The 15123-nt window shown below is 66.7% G+C and carries 17 protein-coding genes; 8 read left to right on the top strand and 9 right to left on the bottom strand.

Going from position 1 to position 15123, the window contains the following annotated elements:
• The first annotated feature begins 6 nt into the window (after positions 1 to 6).
• Positions 7 to 1020: a pirin family protein gene (locus ACS5PJ_RS03460; RefSeq protein ID WP_439433494.1), complete on the top strand. Its 1014-nt coding sequence runs from the start codon at positions 7 to 9 to the stop codon at positions 1018 to 1020.
• Between the two features lie 17 nt (positions 1021 to 1037).
• Here the strand turns inward: ACS5PJ_RS03460 and ACS5PJ_RS03455 are convergent, their stop codons facing one another.
• From ACS5PJ_RS03455 to ACS5PJ_RS03445, 3 genes are all read right to left on the bottom strand, one after another.
• Complete coding sequence (locus tag ACS5PJ_RS03455) at positions 1038 to 1865, bottom strand: alpha/beta fold hydrolase (protein ID WP_439433493.1); 828 nt, start codon at positions 1863 to 1865, stop codon at positions 1038 to 1040.
• A gap of 4 nt (positions 1866 to 1869) precedes the next feature.
• Positions 1870 to 2031: a hypothetical protein gene (locus tag ACS5PJ_RS03450; RefSeq protein ID WP_439433492.1), complete on the bottom strand. Its 162-nt coding sequence runs from the start codon at positions 2029 to 2031 to the stop codon at positions 1870 to 1872.
• Positions 2032 to 2144: 113 nt separating this feature from the next.
• Positions 2145 to 3536 (bottom strand): amino acid permease, encoded by a 1392-nt coding sequence (locus tag ACS5PJ_RS03445; RefSeq protein WP_439433491.1) that lies wholly within the window; start codon positions 3534 to 3536, stop codon positions 2145 to 2147.
• A 294-nt stretch (positions 3537 to 3830) separates the two neighbouring features.
• Here ACS5PJ_RS03445 and ACS5PJ_RS03440 point away from each other — a divergent pair, with 294 nt between their 5' ends.
• The 5 genes from ACS5PJ_RS03440 to ACS5PJ_RS03420 are packed head-to-tail and all read left to right on the top strand — an operon-like array spanning position 3831 to position 9647.
• Positions 3831 to 4541, top strand: coding sequence for an NUDIX hydrolase (locus ACS5PJ_RS03440; RefSeq protein WP_439433570.1), 711 nt, complete (start codon positions 3831 to 3833; stop codon positions 4539 to 4541).
• Entirely contained in the window at positions 4538 to 5854 is a 1317-nt protein-coding gene (gene nadA / locus ACS5PJ_RS03435; protein ID WP_439433490.1) for a quinolinate synthase NadA, read from the top strand. The genes ACS5PJ_RS03440 and nadA overlap by 4 nt, the downstream gene beginning before the upstream one ends.
• Positions 5854 to 7617 (top strand): L-aspartate oxidase, encoded by a 1764-nt coding sequence (gene nadB / locus ACS5PJ_RS03430; RefSeq protein WP_439433489.1) that lies wholly within the window; start codon positions 5854 to 5856, stop codon positions 7615 to 7617. Before nadA ends, nadB begins: the two co-directional genes overlap by 1 nt.
• Complete coding sequence (nadC, locus tag ACS5PJ_RS03425; RefSeq protein ID WP_439433488.1) at positions 7595 to 8482, top strand: carboxylating nicotinate-nucleotide diphosphorylase; 888 nt, start codon at positions 7595 to 7597, stop codon at positions 8480 to 8482. The genes nadB and nadC overlap by 23 nt, the downstream gene beginning before the upstream one ends.
• Positions 8483 to 8489: 7 nt before the next feature.
• A complete protein-coding gene (locus tag ACS5PJ_RS03420; protein WP_439433487.1) occupies positions 8490 to 9647 on the top strand; it encodes a cysteine desulfurase family protein in 1158 nt (385 codons plus the stop codon).
• A 23-nt stretch (positions 9648 to 9670) separates the two neighbouring features.
• On the opposite strand, the gene ACS5PJ_RS03415 is transcribed toward ACS5PJ_RS03420, so the two are convergent.
• The 4 genes from ACS5PJ_RS03415 to ACS5PJ_RS03400 all read right to left on the bottom strand — a co-directional run bounded on the left by ACS5PJ_RS03415 (position 9671) and on the right by ACS5PJ_RS03400 (position 12167).
• A complete protein-coding gene (locus ACS5PJ_RS03415; RefSeq protein WP_439433486.1) occupies positions 9671 to 10162 on the bottom strand; it encodes a GtrA family protein in 492 nt (163 codons plus the stop codon).
• Between the two features lie 17 nt (positions 10163 to 10179).
• A complete protein-coding gene (locus tag ACS5PJ_RS03410) occupies positions 10180 to 11043 on the bottom strand; it encodes a fumarylacetoacetate hydrolase family protein (RefSeq protein WP_439433485.1) in 864 nt (287 codons plus the stop codon).
• Positions 11044 to 11068: 25 nt separating this feature from the next.
• On the bottom strand, positions 11069 to 11731 hold the full coding sequence (locus tag ACS5PJ_RS03405; protein WP_439433484.1) for a DUF1684 domain-containing protein: 663 nt from the start codon (positions 11729 to 11731) through the stop codon (positions 11069 to 11071).
• 88 nt (positions 11732 to 11819) lie between these two features.
• Positions 11820 to 12167, bottom strand: a complete 348-nt coding sequence (locus tag ACS5PJ_RS03400; RefSeq protein WP_439433483.1) for a hypothetical protein — start codon at positions 12165 to 12167, stop codon at positions 11820 to 11822.
• On the opposite strand from ACS5PJ_RS03400, the gene ACS5PJ_RS03395 reads away from it, so the two are divergent.
• Entirely contained in the window at positions 12166 to 12642 is a 477-nt protein-coding gene (locus ACS5PJ_RS03395) for a hypothetical protein (RefSeq protein WP_439433482.1), read from the top strand. The genes ACS5PJ_RS03400 and ACS5PJ_RS03395 overlap by 2 nt on opposite strands.
• Positions 12643 to 12713: 71 nt before the next feature.
• Complete coding sequence (locus ACS5PJ_RS03390) at positions 12714 to 13520, top strand: transglutaminase-like domain-containing protein (RefSeq protein ID WP_439433481.1); 807 nt, start codon at positions 12714 to 12716, stop codon at positions 13518 to 13520.
• Here ACS5PJ_RS03390 and ACS5PJ_RS03385 read toward each other — a convergent pair.
• A complete protein-coding gene (locus tag ACS5PJ_RS03385) occupies positions 13513 to 14013 on the bottom strand; it encodes a MarR family winged helix-turn-helix transcriptional regulator (protein ID WP_439433480.1) in 501 nt (166 codons plus the stop codon). The genes ACS5PJ_RS03390 and ACS5PJ_RS03385 overlap by 8 nt on opposite strands.
• Positions 14013 to 15122: an LLM class flavin-dependent oxidoreductase gene (locus tag ACS5PJ_RS03380; RefSeq protein ID WP_439433569.1), complete on the bottom strand. Its 1110-nt coding sequence runs from the start codon at positions 15120 to 15122 to the stop codon at positions 14013 to 14015. The genes ACS5PJ_RS03385 and ACS5PJ_RS03380 overlap by 1 nt, the downstream gene beginning before the upstream one ends.
• Between the last annotated feature and the right edge of the window lies 1 nt (position 15123).

Genomic DNA, 15123 nt, shown 5'->3' with positions numbered 1-15123 from the left:
TGACCCATGAGCAACCTCGAAACCGTTCCCGAAGAAGTTGTCTGTGCCTTTGAGAAAACCTTCGGCGACGCCGAGGTCCTCCCGCCGAGGGAGGTTCCGCTGGGTGGGGTCCGCGCCATGGACGTCAGGCGTACGCTGCCGCAGAAGCGCCGCAGCCTGATCGGTGCCTGGTGCTTTGTGGACCATTACGGACCCGACCTTGTGCCGGCATCCGGCGGGATGAACGTACCCCGGCACCCGCACACGGGCCTGGCGACGGTCAGCTGGTTGTTTTCGGGCAAGATCTCACACCGTGACTCGGCAGGATTCACCGCTGTGGTCCGTCCCGGCGAGGTGAACCTGATGGTCGCGGGCAGGGGAATCTCGCACCAGGAGTTTTCTACCCCGGACACCTCCATCCTGCACGGTGCGCAGCTGTGGTTCGCCCTGCCGGAGGCAACCCGGCATATGCCCCCGACCTTTGAGCACTACGCACCGGAAGCGGTCCTGGGCGACGGAACCGAGGTGCGCGTCTTCCTCGGCTCGCTGGCCGGCTCGACGTCGCCGGTGGAGACCTACACTCCGCCGTTGCTGGGCGCTGAGGCGGTGTTGAAGCCTGGCGCCCGGCTCGAGCTGGAGCTGGACCGGACCTTCGAGCACGGGATCCTGCTGGACACCGGCGACTTGCGGCTCGACGGCGGGCAGGTGCCGGTGGACCACCTCGTGTACTTGCCAGCTGGACGGTCATCCCTGGTGCTGGAGGCCGGCGTAAACCCGGTGCGGGTCCTCATCATCGGCGGCGAGCCCCTGGGCGAACAGATTGTCATGTGGTGGAACTTCATCGGGAGGACCCATGAAGAGGTGGTTGCCTACCGGGCCGCCTGGCAGGCCGAGATCGGCGCCGAAGCGGGCACGCCACTCGAAGATGGCACCTACCCGGACGGGGCGCCCTACCCCCGCTTTGGCCCCTATCCCGAGAACATGCCCGCACCCTTGCCCGCCCCGGTACTTCCCAACGTGCAGCTGCGGCCCCGGGGCTGAACAGGCCGCGGCCGGGGTCAGACAGCGAGGAAGGCGATGGCACCCTGTTTGAAAGCCCGGCTGGTGATGGCATTGGTGTGGTTCCGCCCGGCCAGGACCAGTTGTTCGGCCATGGAGCCAACCTTATTCCCAAGTTCGGCAAGTTGCGGCATGGTGGCTGCGCGCTCATCCTTATCGCCCGCCACCAGGAGCATCGGCATATGGGGCACAGCCTCGGCCGGGTCAAAGGGCTCGTCCTTGATGGCCTCGACCAGCGAAAGCAGCGCGAAGATGTTGTTGCTCGGCATGAGCATGGCCATCTTCAGCAGCCCTGCAGTGGATTCGTCGGCAATGGGGGTTCCGTCGGCGAGGTAACGCTGTGCCGCCACGAGATCGAAGGCGGCCAGCGGATCACTGATGTTCGGTCCACCCAGGACCAGGCGATGGACAATTTCGGGCTGCGTGGCGCCGAACTCCCAGCCGAGGCGTGCACCCAGCGAGTATCCCACCACGTCCACGCCGCTGGAAGGGTCGCCGTGGTGCAGGGGCCGCACGCCGGCGTCGAAAACTATCTGGAGCAGATCCGCGCGGATGCGGCTGGGGGAGTAGGAGTCGCGGTCCTCAGGGGCGCCGCTGCGGCCGTGCCCGGGCAGGTCCACGGTAATGACACGCCGGCCCGCCTCCAGAAGAGCCGAAACCCAGCCGGTGTCCTCCCAGTTCAGCTTGCTGGAGGACGAAAACCCGTGCAGCAGCAGGACGGGCCGGAGCCCGGCGTCGGAGGCGGGTTCATGCACCTGCACATACAGCTGGGGATCTGTGCCTTCCACTGTGTGGGAATGCATCTCGCCGGTGTGCCTGCCGCTCATGGTGTCAGTCCTCATCATCAAGTACGGCGCTCAGGCGGACCCGGCGCTTCGGTGCGTCATCCTTGGGTACCGTGTCCGCGATGCCGGCGGCATTGCCCGGTACCTCAAACACGGTCAGCGGCCCGCCGACATTGATGCTGTCGCGCTGTCCACCGAAGGTAGGCACCACTTTACCTGCCCGCGGACCGGGCAGTTCAACAGCGGATTTCGCCGTTTTCAGCCCTGCCGGTGAATGTCTCCGCTCCGGCTGGCCGCTCGGGGCGGTACGCCGGATGCGGGTCAGTTGCGGCCCGCCGATTCCTGCCGGGAGGCCGCTGCCCGGCCGCAAAACCAGCACGCAGCGGCGAGGGCGGCGATCAAAGCGATGGTGCTGAAGAGCTGGGACCGGGTGCTCTCGGCGCTGAAGCCCACGGCAAAGATCAGTCCCAGCAGCGCCAGGCCAACAAAGGTCAGTCCCGGGAACCATCGCATCCGAAGGGGCAGGTGGGTGCCGCTGCGGTCCGCACGCCGCCGGAGAATCAGTTGCGAGACCAGGGCCGTGCCCCACACCACGAGGCACGTTGAGCCGACCAACTGGAACAGCGCGGGCAGGATTTTGTCTGGAAACAGCAGTTCCAGAACCGTGGCAGCGAACCCAAAAGCCACTGAGACGCCGACGGCGGGCATCGGCACGCCGGCCTTGCCCAGTGTGGCGAGAAAGCGCGGCGCCACGCCACGCTGGGCGAGCGAGTGCACCATGCGGGAAGCGCCGTAAAGGTTGGCGTTCAAAGCGGAGAGAAGTGCGACGACGGCCACGAGGGTGATTGCCGTTCCTGCCCCGGGGATCCGGGCGGCATCGAGAACACCCGCAAACGGCGAGGCAAGACCTTCGGCAGTGGCGGGAAGAACGGCTGCGATAACAAAAACGGAACCGAAATAGAAGACAACGATCCGCCACAGCACTGTCCGGACGGCCTTGCCTACGCTGTGCTGTGGGTCCTCGGTTTCCGCAGCGGCCACGGCAACGATCTCGGTTCCACCAAAGGCGAAGATGACGACAAACAATGCCGTTGCGATTCCGCCCAGTCCCGCGGGAGCGAAATCTGTGGTGATGTTCGCCAGCCCGGGGGATGCCACCTCGGGGAGGAGCCCCAGGAGCAGGGCGGCGCCCACGGCCAGGAACAGGACAATGGCAGCCACCTTCAGGATGGCGAACCAGAACTCGAACTCACCGAAATGCCTGACGCCCACCAGGTTGATGGCAGTGAATACGAACATAAAGACCAGCGCCAGCGCCCAGACAGGGAGGGCCGGCCAGACCGTGGCCAGCAGCCCGGCGGCTCCGAGCGCTTCCGCGGCGATGACCACTACCAGTTGAAGCCACCACAGCCAGCCCACGGTGGCGCCCGCCGTTTTCCCCAGTGCCATCTCCGCGTAGACGGAGAACGCGCCGCTTGCGGGGTGTGCGGCTGCCATCTCGCCAAGGGCCCACATCACCAGGATGATGAGCGTGCCGGCAACGAAGTAAGAGATCAGCACGGCCGGTCCAGCGGCCTGGATCCCGGCTCCGGAGCCCAGGAAGAGGCCGGCTCCGATGGCACTTCCCAACCCCATCATGGTGAGCTGGCGGGTCTTCATGGTGTGGGCGGGATGCGCCGTTTCGGGCCGCACCCGGGTGGACTGCAGTGTCATGCCTGGGAACCTTCTTGGAGGGTAGGGGTGTCCGCGACGGGACCAACTGACATTACCGCTTTTAGCAATGGCTCCCGGACACCGGCAATGGCGCCGCCTGCCGCATGGGTCATCGGGTCGGGGTTTGACCGGCCGCCTTCAAGGGTGGGGGCCCGCCTTCATGTACGCGCAGTGGCGGCAGCGAAACATTTTGATTCGGACGGGAGTGGACGTAGAATCAGTTCTAGTCATTTTGACTTTAACTCGAGCCGCGGCCAGGCGCCGGCGTGGATGAACGGAAAGCGGGTGGAATCGATGTACGGCACTTCAGCCAACGTGTCCGAGCGGGCGAAAGCAGCGCCCTCGCTCGCCATCTCCACTGTGATCTTCGCGCTCAGGCCAAGTGAGTCCTCCGGCCGCCCCACCCTCTGGCTTCCCCTGGTACGCAGGATACGTGAGCCGTACAAGGACCTTTGGGCGCTGCCGGGCGGGCCGCTGACGCACACTGAATCGCTTCAGGACGCGGCATCGCGGAACCTTCAGGAGACCACGGGACTGGCTCCGAGCTACCTGGAGCAGCTCTATGCATTCGGCGGGCTGCACCGCTCGCCCTCCCAGCGTGTTGTGTCGATTGTCTACTGGGCGCTGGTGCAGCCCACGGAGGCCGCCCTCGCCGATGAGTCGGAAAACGTGAAGTGGGTCCGGGCCGACAAAGTGGGGGACCTGGCCTTTGACCACAACGCCATTGTGGACTACGCGCTCTTCCGCCTGAGGAACAAGCTGGCCTACGGTTCTGTGGCCTACCACTTCCTGGGGGAGTACTTCACGCTCGCCCAGGTCCGGGAGGTCTACGAAGCCGTCCTGGACACCCGCCTTGACCCGGCCAACTTCCGCCGCCAGCTCAAGTCCACGCCGGAGATCGAAGAAACCGGCGAATACCTCCAGGGCGGCAAACACCGCCCGCCACGTCTCTACCGCTTCACCGGCCGCCCCGGCCTCGACCCCGACAACAGGAGCACACCATGAGCGTCAACACGGCAATCCAGCTGATCACGCGGGAACAGGCCGGGAAGGCCGCAGCCAATAAGGCCGCCGGCAAGGCAACCGCCACCTGCAGTCCTGCGCTGGCCAAGGGCCCGTGGGAGTACGACCTTGCCGAGGCGCTCGCCGGCGCGCCCGCCTACGGCCCCGGTGCATCCAGCGCAGACATTGCCCCTGCCGCCACCCAGCGCCAAGGCCAACTGCCGGAAGAATACAAGCTTGCCAGCGACGCCGAACTTGACGTGCGCATCCGTGCCGCCAAGGAAAAGCTGGGTGACCGTGCGGTAATCCTTGGCCACTTCTACCAGCGCGACGAAGTCATCCAGTACGCCGACTTCGTGGGTGACTCCTTCCAGCTCGCGAACGCGGCCCTGACCAGGCCGGACGCCGAGGCCATCATCTTCTGCGGCGTGCACTTCATGGCCGAGACCGCGGACATCCTGTCCACCCCGCAGCAGGCCGTGATACTGCCCAACCTCGCGGCAGGTTGCTCGATGGCCGATATGGCCGATACCGACTCGGTTGAGGAGTGCTGGGAACAGCTCGAGGAGATCTTCGGAACAGAAAAGGACGACGCCGGCCGCGTCCCGGTCATCCCGGTCACGTACATGAACTCCTCGGCAGCCCTGAAGGCTTTCTGCGGCCGCAACGGCGGCATCGTGTGCACCTCCTCCAATGCCAGGGTTGTCCTGGAATGGGCTTTCGAACGCGGCCAGCGGGTCCTGTTCTTCCCCGACCAGCACCTGGGCCGCAACACCGCCAAGGCCCTGGGGGTGCCGCTGGAGCAGATGCCCATGTGGAATCCGCGTAAAGAACTAGGCGGCAACGACGAACAGGCACTGCTGGATTCCCGCGTCATCCTCTGGCACGGCTTCTGCTCGGTCCACAAGCGCTTCAACGTGGGGCAGATCGAGAAGGCCCGCGCCGACTTCCCCGGAGTCAACGTGATCGTGCACCCGGAGTGCCCCATGGAGGTGGTGGACGCCGCGGATTCCGCCGGATCCACCGACTTCATCAAGAAGGCCATCGCCGCTGCCACCGAACCCACTACGTTCGCCATTGGCACCGAAATCAACATGGTCAACCGGCTGGCCGCGGAATACCCCCAGCACACCATTTTCTGCCTGGACCCGGTCATCTGCCCCTGCTCAACTATGTACCGGATCCACCCCGGCTACCTCGCCTGGGTCCTGGAGGAACTCGTGGAGGGCCGCATCGTCAACCGCATCACGGTCGCCGATTCCGTGCAGGACAACGCCAAGACCGCGCTCGAGCGCATGCTCGCCGCGAGGCCGTAATGACTGTGACCGACCCACGGCGGCTGGTCGTCGTGGGAAGCGGCATCGCCGGCCTGTACGCCGCGCTCCTGGCGGCGGACGCCGGCGCCGAGGTGGTGCTGCTGACCAAGGGAGCCCTTCAGGAAAGCAACACCTGGTACGCCCAGGGCGGCATCTCGGCAGTGCTGGACGAGCCCGCGGCGGGGGACACCGTGGCGGCGCACATCGCTGACACGCTGAAGGCGGGGGCCGGGCACTGCAACGAAGAGGCAGTGCGCCTGCTGTGCACCCAGGCGCGCCAGGACATTGCAGGCCTGCAGCGGTTCGGCGTGCGTTTTGACGTGGACGACGACGGCGATCCCTCCTTGGGGCTCGAAGCCGCCCATTCCGCGCCGCGGATCCTGCACGCCGGCGGCGATGCCACCGGCGCCGGCGTGGCCGACGCCCTGATCAGCGCCGTCCTGGCGCGGCAGGCCAGCGGAACCATCGAACTGTTCTCCCACGCCCACGCCAGCACGCTGCGTCAGACCCGTGGCAGGGTGAACGGGGTCCGCTTCAGGCACGACGGCGGGACGGTCACCATCGCAGCGGACGCCGTGCTGCTGGCCACCGGAGGTGCCGGCCGGCTCTTTGCCCAGACCACCAACCCCGCCGTTGCCACCGCGGACGGCCTTGCCCTCGCCTGGCGCGCCGGCGCCACCGTTGCAGACCTCGAATTCTTCCAGTTCCACCCCACGTGCCTGGTGAATCCTGCCGGCGCCCAGCCGGAGCCGATGCTCATCTCCGAAGCGGTCCGCGGCGAAGGCGCCGTCCTGGTGGATTCCACCGGCAAGCGGTTTATGCCCGAATATCACCCAGACGCCGAACTGGCACCGCGCGACGTCGTCTCCCGCAGCATCGCCCTGCACCTGGCCAAGCTCGGCGACCCCAACGGCCACGTGTACCTTGATGCCCGGGGTATCGAACTGACCAAGGGACGCGGCTTCCTCACAAAGCGCTTCCCTACGCTGACCGCCCGAACCCGCGAGGCCGGCATCGACTGGACCCGCGAACTGGTACCGGTCGCTCCGGCAGCCCACTACTGGATGGGCGGCGTCGCCACCGATCTCCACGCCCGGACATCGGTTCCTGGGCTCTACGCCGCCGGCGAAGTCGCCTGCACCGGGGTCCACGGCGCAAACCGCCTGGCCAGCAACTCGCTCCTCGAAGGGTTGGTCTTCGGGCGGCGCGCGGTTGAAAGTTTCCTGCGGGGCGAGTCTGATTCGTCGGGCGGTGATCCGGAAGCGTGCGTCAAGGAGAGGCTGCTTGCGGCCGTGGGCCCACGCGATCAGGGTTCCCTGGCCGAGCTTGCGAGGCGAGGGGGATCGTGGGGAGCACGCGGAGGATTACCGTTCGACGAAGCCCAAGCTGCCACCGGCTTCAGACCGGCCCTTGATCCTGCGCCGTTTTCGCGGGATGCCCTTCGGCGGCTGATGACTGCCAAGGCCGGGGTGCTCCGCAATGGAGTGTTGCTGCTCGAAGCGGAGGCTGCGCTGGGGGCCTGGGCCGGCGTCGTACGCCCTGAGGTGGTTCCCGCTGACGGTGACCCTCAGGAGCTGGAGGATGCCAACCTTCTGCTTGCTGCGCAGCTGCTGGTTCGCGCTGCGTTGGCGCGGCGGGTGTCCTTGGGCGCCCACTACCGAAGTGACAGCCCGGGCGATGCGGCCTTGATCGAAGAACTTGAAGAGAGCTACCGAATGCGCCCGAAAGCGAGCCTTGTCAATGAGCAAAACAGCCGTGTTTGAACTGACGCTTCCTTCCGCACCGGTGCGGGAAATCCTGGAACGGGCCTTAGCTGAGGACGCACCCGCCGGGGACATCACGTCCCAGCTGCTGATACCGGCAGAGGCCCGGGCCAGTGCGGTCCTGAACGCGAGGGTTCCGGGGGTGTTCAGCGGCGCCACTGTGTTCCGGGACGCCATGCTGCTCGTCGATCCGGACACCGAAGTGGAGCTGCTGCTCACCGATGGGGAAACGTTCGACGCCGGCACGCACCTCGCGCGGGTCAGCGGCAGGGCCCGTTCGGTCCTGCTGGCTGAACGGGTGGCCTTGAACCTGGTCCAGCGGATGTCCGCCATCGCCACCAAAACCGCGGAATTCGTGAAGCTGACCGACGGCACCGCTGCCCGGATCACCGACACGAGGAAGACCACACCCGGCCTGCGCATCCTGGAACGGTTCGCAGTCCGCTGCGGGGGCGGGGCCAACCACCGGTACAGCCTCTCCGACGCCGTCCTGGCCAAAGACAACCACCTGGCAGTGATGACCGGCGGTGACCCGGCCAGGCTGACGGAGCTGCTGGCGGCGGCAAAAGCCCAGCTTGGCCACACCACCCACTTCGAAGTGGAGGTGGACAGCATGGAGCAGATCGAGCCGGTGCTGGCGGCCGGTGTGGACACCATCATGCTCGACAACTTCACCCTCGACGGGCTGAAGGCGGGAGTGGCGCAGGTGGGCGGCCGCGCCAGGGTGGAGGCCAGCGGCAACGTGAACCTGCAGACGGTGGCCGGCATTGCCGCCACTGGAGTCGACGTCATCTCTATCGGCGGCCTCACCCACAGCGTGGCCGCGCTGGACCTGGGCCTGGACGTCGAGCTGAGCGTGAAGTGAACAGGCCGTGATTTTCCTCGATGCAGCGGCCACCACCCCCGTCCGCCGGGAAGTGCTTGACGCCATGTGGCCTTATCTGACGGGGGAGTTCGGCAATCCTTCCAGCCATCACTCCCTCGGGGAAGCGGCTGCCGCAGCGCTCGCGGACGCCCGGGCGTCAGTGGCCGGTGTCCTGGGCTGCCGCTCCGGCGAGGTGACGTTCACCTCGGGCGGGACCGAGGCCGACAACCTGGCCATCAAGGGGATTGCGCTGGCCCGGCAGGCTGCGGACCCCGAGCACAACCGGGTGGTGATCAGCGCCGTCGAGCACCCGGCCGTAGAGGAGTCGGCACGATATCTGGAGCGGTTCCATGGGTTCGCCGTGGACATGGTTCCGGTTGACGGCACCGGCCGTGTGACGCCGGAGGCGCTCGCCGCCGCTCTCCGGCCGGAGACCGCGCTGGTCAGCGTGATGTATGCCAACAATGAAGTAGGGACCGTCCAGCCGGTCGCGCGGCTGGCGGAATTGGCCCATGCGCGGGGAATTCCGTTTCATACCGACGCCGTCCAGGCTGCGGGCTGGCTGCCGCTGGACGTCAAAACCCTGGGCGTGGATGCGTTGAGCATCTCTGGCCACAAACTCGGGGCACCTAAAGGCTGCGGCGTACTCTACGTCCGTGGCCGCACCCGCATCGAGCCGCTGGTGCACGGCGGCGGCCAGGAACGCGGGCGGCGGTCCGGAACTGAAAACGTTGCGGGTGCGGTAGGACTGGCCACGGCACTGACCCTGGCGCAGTCCGGTCCGCAGCGGCTGGCAGCCCACGTCTCCTCGCTGCGGGACGGGTTCATCCGGCAGGTCCTCCGGGCCGTTCCAGGGGCTGTCCTGACCGGCCACCCCACCGATCGGCTGCCCTCGGTGGCGTCATTCTGCTTCCCGGGCACGAGCGGCGAATCGGTGCTGCTGGAGCTGGAGCGCCAGGGCGTGGTGTGCTCCAGCGGGTCGGCATGCGCTGCGGGCTCGGATGCACCGTCGCCGGTCCTCACAGCCATGGGCCTGGAAGCGGAGGTGGCGCAGACAGCGGTGCGTTTCAGCTTCGATTCGACCGTCAGCGGCGAGGACCTTGCGGCTGCGGCGCAGGCCGTGGGAACCGCCGTCGGGAGTGTCCGTACCCTGGGCCGCGGGTGATGCCGGCTGGATGTGGTGCGCCCCTAGATGTGGCGGGCGCGGCGGAAAATCCAGTGCCGGAGCATGGTGAAGCGCACCGCCGTGGCCAGGAATCCTGAGAGCGTGGTGGTCCACAGCTCATCCGTCACGGTGGCCTCGGGGTGGAGCCAGTGGAGTACGCCGAGGCTGCCGCCGGTGATGACCAGTGCCACGGCAATCACGATCACGCCGTGCAGATGGTCCCGGGCCATCCTGTGCTGCCCGGCGATCCTGAAGGTCAGCCGGCGGTTCAGGGCTGTATTCATCAGTGACGTCAGGATCAATGCGGCCGCATTCGCCAGTTGAGGGCCGAGCAAGGGGCGCAGCAGGGCATAAAGTGCGAGCGAGGTGGCGGTGCAGAGGATGCCCACACCGGTGAACCGGACGAGCTGCCGGACCACGGGGAACCTGTAGATTCCGCGGTAGTGCTTGGTGGCCGGCGCGTGGCGGGTGGGCTGCTGCGCCAGCTGGGTGGCGGGCGCAGCAGGGGTTTCCATGGGTCCAGCCTGACATATCAAGCAGGCGTTTTCTCCCAGGAGGCCGTCCGGACCGGGTTGGCGAGTTCCCCGATGCCCTCGACCCGGCACACCACCGTGTCGCCCGGCTGGATGCGGGCACACTCAGCCGGGAAGCCGGTCAGCACCAGGTCACCGGGCTGCAGGGTCATGAAGGAGCTCAGGTAGACCAGGATCTCGTCCACCTTCCAGCCGAGGTCGGAGCTGGACGCGTGCTTCAGTTCCGCGCCGTTGTGGATGATGCCTATGGACAGGTCGGAATCATCAAGGTCCGTGACGATCCACGGGCCCGCCGGGGTGAAGGTGTCCTGGCTTTTGGCGCTGATCCAGAGCTCGTCCGATTTCTGCAGGTCGCGTGCCGAGACGTCATTGCCGATGGTGAATCCCAGGACAGCGCTGCGGGCGGTGTCCAGGGTCAGGCCGCGGGCTGTCCGGCCGATGACGATGGTCAGTTCCGCTTCGGGATCGACGTAGCCGACCGTGGAGCTCAACTCGATGGCATCCCCGGGTCCGATCACGCTGGAAGCGGCCTTGTGGAATGCCTGTGGCGGGAGGTCACGGCCCGGCTTGCCCGTGTTGTGCGCCATGCCCAGGACGTTGACCGGGACCGAGGGCGCCAGGAAGGTGAACGAATCCTGGTCCACCACGGTGCCGGTCTCCCACCCGGGCCGCGCGGGGCTGGCGGCATTCGCCCGGGATGCGCTGAAGGGCGAATCGACCAATGTCCATGACCGGCCGGCGGCGGAGTCAAAGTCCGGTGCGTCATTGGCCACGAAAAACTGCTCGTCAGGAGCAGCAAAGGAGGCGGGACGGACACGGGCGGGACGGACACGGGCGAGGCGGCGTGGAGCGCTGGGAGTCATCAAGACATCCTACGTCCTGCCCGGGTCAGTACAGTTCGCCCACCGGGATCTCGACAGCCAGGCGGTTGGACGGCCCGGCCAGGGGGCAGGCCCAGGCCTCGTTGTAGGCGCAGGACGGGTTATAGGCAAAGTTGAAGTCCAGGACGAACTCGGCATCCGGACCGGAACCGCGGACGCCGTGGAAGGCGCCCTTGATGGTGTCCAGGAGATACCGGCCCGCGCCGTAGCTCCCACCGGGCTGGCCGGCAGTGGCGTCGCGGAACGGAACGAAGATCCCGCCGCCGTACCCGTGCAGCTTCCAGACGGCGAGCTGGCCCATCTCGGGAAGGTCGAAGGTGCCCAGCCGGACAAAATTGACCACGCCGTCGGTGCCCGTGTCCACGCTCATCTCCCGGCCCGCGCCCTGCAGTGTGAGGGGTACGTGAAAGCGGTAGATGGGGTCGTAGTCGGCCGTCTTCAGGCCCGAGAACTGCTGCTTGTCCCGGGCGCTGAGCGCGGACGCCGGATGCGTTGCGAACATCCTGTCGCGTTCATGCCGCCAGTGGGAATGAGCCTCAGCAGGGCTGTCAGCGGCAATTCTCCGCACAGTGTCGTAGAGGGCAAACGTCCGTAGCCGCCAGTCTGCAATGTCGAGGGCGGAGATATCCGCCAGGCTCCCGTGGTCCGCGCCGTACTGCTCTTCCGCCATAGCCACCAGCCTAGCCCTGTTGGGCAGGGGGAAATGTCCGGGCAGCGACACGCACCCCGGCCCCGCCACGGGCATGCTGCCTTCACCGTTAAGCTGGCGGCATGAGATGCAGGGCGACATCATGGGCATTGCGGGCGGCAGTACTGCTTGCTGCGGGGACGCTGGTGGCCGGGTGCACCGCCCCTGGCGGCAGCGCCCCGGCGTGGACAGCCCAGCCGGACACATCCTCCAGCGCGGGCGCGGGTCCGGGCGGCACAAGCGGCCCGGCGACGTCCGGTCCAACGGCTTCGGAGCCAAATGCGTCGGTTTCCCCGACGCCCGGTCCGGCCGCAACAGCCGCTTCCTGGAAGACATTTACCGATCCTGCCAAGACCATAAGTTTTGACCTGCCGGAGGAATGGATCGCCCAGTCCGTCACGCCGGAGGACGGGACCATGCCCGGCGCCTTGAGAATCGACGTGAAGAAGCAGGACGGCACGTTCGTGGCCGCGCTGCGGACCGGGTTGCCGGCGTCGTCATCTGAGTGCCCCGAGGCTGTGCGGAAGCCTTACGTAGTGGTCAGCAGCGTGCCGGTGGAGCTCCCCGGACTCACGGGAGATGGAACCATCGCCCCGCACGTCGTGTTCCGCGTCATCCAGGGCTACCGGTACTTCGGTTCCTACGGCATCACCAATATCGTGGGCGGTGCGGACGGGCGTGCATGTGAGCTCCGGAATATTGTCCGCGGGCCGGCCGGAAAGGGCGACTACTCGTTCGGCGACGTGGCGGTGCTCAAGGCCTTCGCCCCGGATGAGAAGGTGGCTCCGGCCAAGGCGTATGACACTCTTGACCAGGCAGCCAAGTACGTCAGCGAGAGCGTTGAATTTGCCAACGTCCAGCGGATGCTAATGTCTCTGGAGATCAAAAACTAGTCCTGCCGCCGGCTCCATGAGCGCCGGGCCAGTGCGGGAAGTTCTGCCACTACCCCACACCCCGGAGATACATGGAACGCACCGTTGCCGCACGGATGGTCTTCAAGACCGTGGCCGACACCAAAGCAGCCCTGGCCGTCGCTGTAGCCAGGAATTCCGGCTACACCTCATTTTCAGAATCCCTGACGGTCACGGCCGGCGGTCGCCCCGTCCCGGTCCGTGAACTCACGGACCATCATGGCGGGCGGATCCACTACATGGAGTTCGCCGAACCCTCCGAGGTGGTGGTGGACTACTCAGCCACCGTGGCAGGCCGGGCCGTCCCCGAGGATGCCACCCTGGCCGAACTCATCCGGTACGTCCGGCCCAGCCGTTATGCCGAGTCCGACCGGCTGCTGCCCACAGCCTATGCCGAATTCGGCGGCCTGCACGGCGAGGAACTGCTCCACGCAGTCCGGAGCTGGGTGTATGGCGAGCTGCGCTACATCAGCGGTTCCTCCAGGGGTACCGACGGCGCCGTCGAGACGCTTCTGCACCGCAGGGGAGTATGCCGGGACTTCGCGCACCTTGCCATCGCACTGCTGCGCTCCAAGGACATCCCGGCACGGCTTGCCGCGGTCTACGCGCCCGGGCTGAGCCCGATGGACTTCCATGCTGTGGCCGAAGCCCATGTCAACGGGGCGTGGCATGTCATCGACCCCACGGGGCTCGCCCCGCGGGAGTCGATGCTGCGGATCACTGCAGGCCGCGATTCGTCCGACACCGCGTTCCTGTCCACGGTGGGCGGCAGCCTGACCCTGAACGAGCTGCGCGTCACCGCTGTGGTCAATGGCGTGCTGCCCGTGGAGGATCCTGCAGGGCTGGTTGTGCTCAGCTAGCAGTACTGCCTGGCTGGTTGTCCTGCTTCGCCGGGCGGGCTCCCGCCGAGTGCCGGAGTTTCTCTGTGAGGCGCTGAAGTTCCCTCTGCTCGGCGGCGGTGAGGGCGGGCCCCACCAGGCTGGAGATGTCCCGCACATGGGCGCGGCCGATCTCCTTCTGCAGGGCGGCCCCCTCCTCCGTCAGCTTCAGCAGCACTCCGCGGCGGTCGTCAGGGGCCGGCATCCGGTCAACGAGCCCGCGCTTCTCCAGCCGCTCAACCAGCCTGCTGAGGCTTGACTGGCTCAGCAGCACATGGTCATTGAGTTCGTTGAGCCGGAGCCAGCCGGACGGACACCGGGAGAGCGTGAACAGCACGTCGTACTCGTTCACGGCAACCTCCCGGAAGGCGGGACCGGCCTGGAGTTTCCGCATGACCGCAACCTGGGCCCGGAACAGGGACTCCCAGGTTTCCGCGGCCAGGCGGACCGATGATTCATTCCGCTCGGTTGCCATCACGCCTCCGACGAAGCTGTTTCGCTGGTCTGGGCAGCCATCAGCGTGGCAACGCGGCCGGCGTGGGTGGGCGGATCCGGCACGTGCGCCGGCTTGAGGGCCGCGTACTCCTTGCGGAGCACAGGGAGCACTTCCTCGCCGAACAGGTCCAGCTGCTCCAGCACCGTCTTCAGGGGCAGGCCGGCGTGGTCGATCAGGAACAGCTGGCGCTGGTAGTCACCGAAGTACTCACGGAACGTCAGGGTCTTCTCGATGACCTCCTGCGGGCTGCCCACGGTCAACGGTGTCTGCGAGGTGAAGTCCTCCAGGGACGGACCGTGGCCGTAAACAGGCGCGTTGTCGAAGTAGGGGCGGAACTCCTTGACCGCGTCCTGGGAGTTCTTCCTCATGAAGAACTGTCCGCCGAGGCCCACGATCGCCTGGTCGGCCTTGCCGTGGCCGTAGTGCTCATAGCGTTCGCGGTACAGGCCGATCAGCTGCTGGTAGTGCTCCTTGGGCCAGAAGATGTTGTTCGCGAAGAAGCCGTCGCCATAGTAGGCAGCCACTTCGGCGATCTGCGGCGTGCGGATGGAGCCGTGCCACACGAAGGGGGCGACGCCGTCGAGCGGCCGGGGAGTGGAGGTGAAGTTCTGCAGGGGCGTACGGAACTTCCCGGACCAGTTCACCGTGTCCTCGTCCCACAGGCGGCGCAGCAGTGCGTAGTTCTCGATGGCCAGCTCGACGCCGTCCTGGATGTTCTTGCCGAACCAGGGGTATACGGGTGCTGTGTTGCCACGGCCCAGGACCAGGTCCACGCGGCCATCAGAGAGGTGCTGCAGCATGGCAAAGTCTTCGGCGATCTTGACGGGATCGTTGGTGGTGATCAGCGTGGTGGCCGTGGAAAGGGTGATCCGCTCGGTCTGGGCGGCGATGTAGGCGAGCGTGGTGGTGGGAGAGGAGGAGAAGAACGGGCGGTTGTGGTGCTCGCCGATGGCGTAGACATCCATGCCGATTTCCTCGACCTTTTTGGCGATCGCCACGGAGGCCTTGATGCGCTCATTCTCCGTCGGTGTCCGGCCGGTGGTGGGGTCAGTGGTGATGTCACTGACGCTGAATACGCCGATCTGCATG

The sequence above is a fragment of the Pseudarthrobacter cremeus genome (assembly GCF_051857465.1).
GTDB lineage: Bacteria > Actinomycetota > Actinomycetes > Actinomycetales > Micrococcaceae > Arthrobacter.
This window is presented reverse-complemented; position numbering and strand designations above follow the sequence as displayed.

What these genes read in the sequence shown, in the direction of transcription:
- ACS5PJ_RS03460 (WP_439433494.1), top strand. Translation starts at nt 7, where the DNA reads ATGAGCAACCTCGAAACCGTTCCCGAAGAAGTTGTCTGTGCCTTTGAG.
- ACS5PJ_RS03455 (WP_439433493.1), bottom strand. Translation starts at nt 1,865, where the DNA reads ATGAGCGGCAGGCACACCGGCGAGATGCATTCCCACACAGTGGAAGGC.
- ACS5PJ_RS03415 (WP_439433486.1), bottom strand. Translation starts at nt 10,162, where the DNA reads ATGGAAACCCCTGCTGCGCCCGCCACCCAGCTGGCGCAGCAGCCCACC.
- ACS5PJ_RS03405 (WP_439433484.1), bottom strand. Translation starts at nt 11,731, where the DNA reads ATGGCGGAAGAGCAGTACGGCGCGGACCACGGGAGCCTGGCGGATATC.
- ACS5PJ_RS03440 (WP_439433570.1), top strand. Translation starts at nt 3,831, where the DNA reads ATGTACGGCACTTCAGCCAACGTGTCCGAGCGGGCGAAAGCAGCGCCC.
- nadC (WP_439433488.1), top strand. Translation starts at nt 7,595, where the DNA reads ATGAGCAAAACAGCCGTGTTTGAACTGACGCTTCCTTCCGCACCGGTG.
- ACS5PJ_RS03390 (WP_439433481.1), top strand. Translation starts at nt 12,714, where the DNA reads ATGGAACGCACCGTTGCCGCACGGATGGTCTTCAAGACCGTGGCCGAC.
- ACS5PJ_RS03380 (WP_439433569.1), bottom strand. Translation starts at nt 15,122, where the DNA reads ATGCAGATCGGCGTATTCAGCGTCAGTGACATCACCACTGACCCCACC.
- ACS5PJ_RS03385 (WP_439433480.1), bottom strand. Translation starts at nt 14,013, where the DNA reads ATGGCAACCGAGCGGAATGAATCATCGGTCCGCCTGGCCGCGGAAACC.
- nadA (WP_439433490.1), top strand. Translation starts at nt 4,538, where the DNA reads ATGAGCGTCAACACGGCAATCCAGCTGATCACGCGGGAACAGGCCGGG.
- ACS5PJ_RS03400 (WP_439433483.1), bottom strand. Translation starts at nt 12,167, where the DNA reads ATGGTCCCGTCCTCCGGCGTGACGGACTGGGCGATCCATTCCTCCGGC.
- ACS5PJ_RS03410 (WP_439433485.1), bottom strand. Translation starts at nt 11,043, where the DNA reads ATGACTCCCAGCGCTCCACGCCGCCTCGCCCGTGTCCGTCCCGCCCGT.
- nadB (WP_439433489.1), top strand. Translation starts at nt 5,854, where the DNA reads ATGACTGTGACCGACCCACGGCGGCTGGTCGTCGTGGGAAGCGGCATC.
- ACS5PJ_RS03395 (WP_439433482.1), top strand. Translation starts at nt 12,166, where the DNA reads ATGCCCGGCGCCTTGAGAATCGACGTGAAGAAGCAGGACGGCACGTTC.
- ACS5PJ_RS03445 (WP_439433491.1), bottom strand. Translation starts at nt 3,536, where the DNA reads ATGACACTGCAGTCCACCCGGGTGCGGCCCGAAACGGCGCATCCCGCC.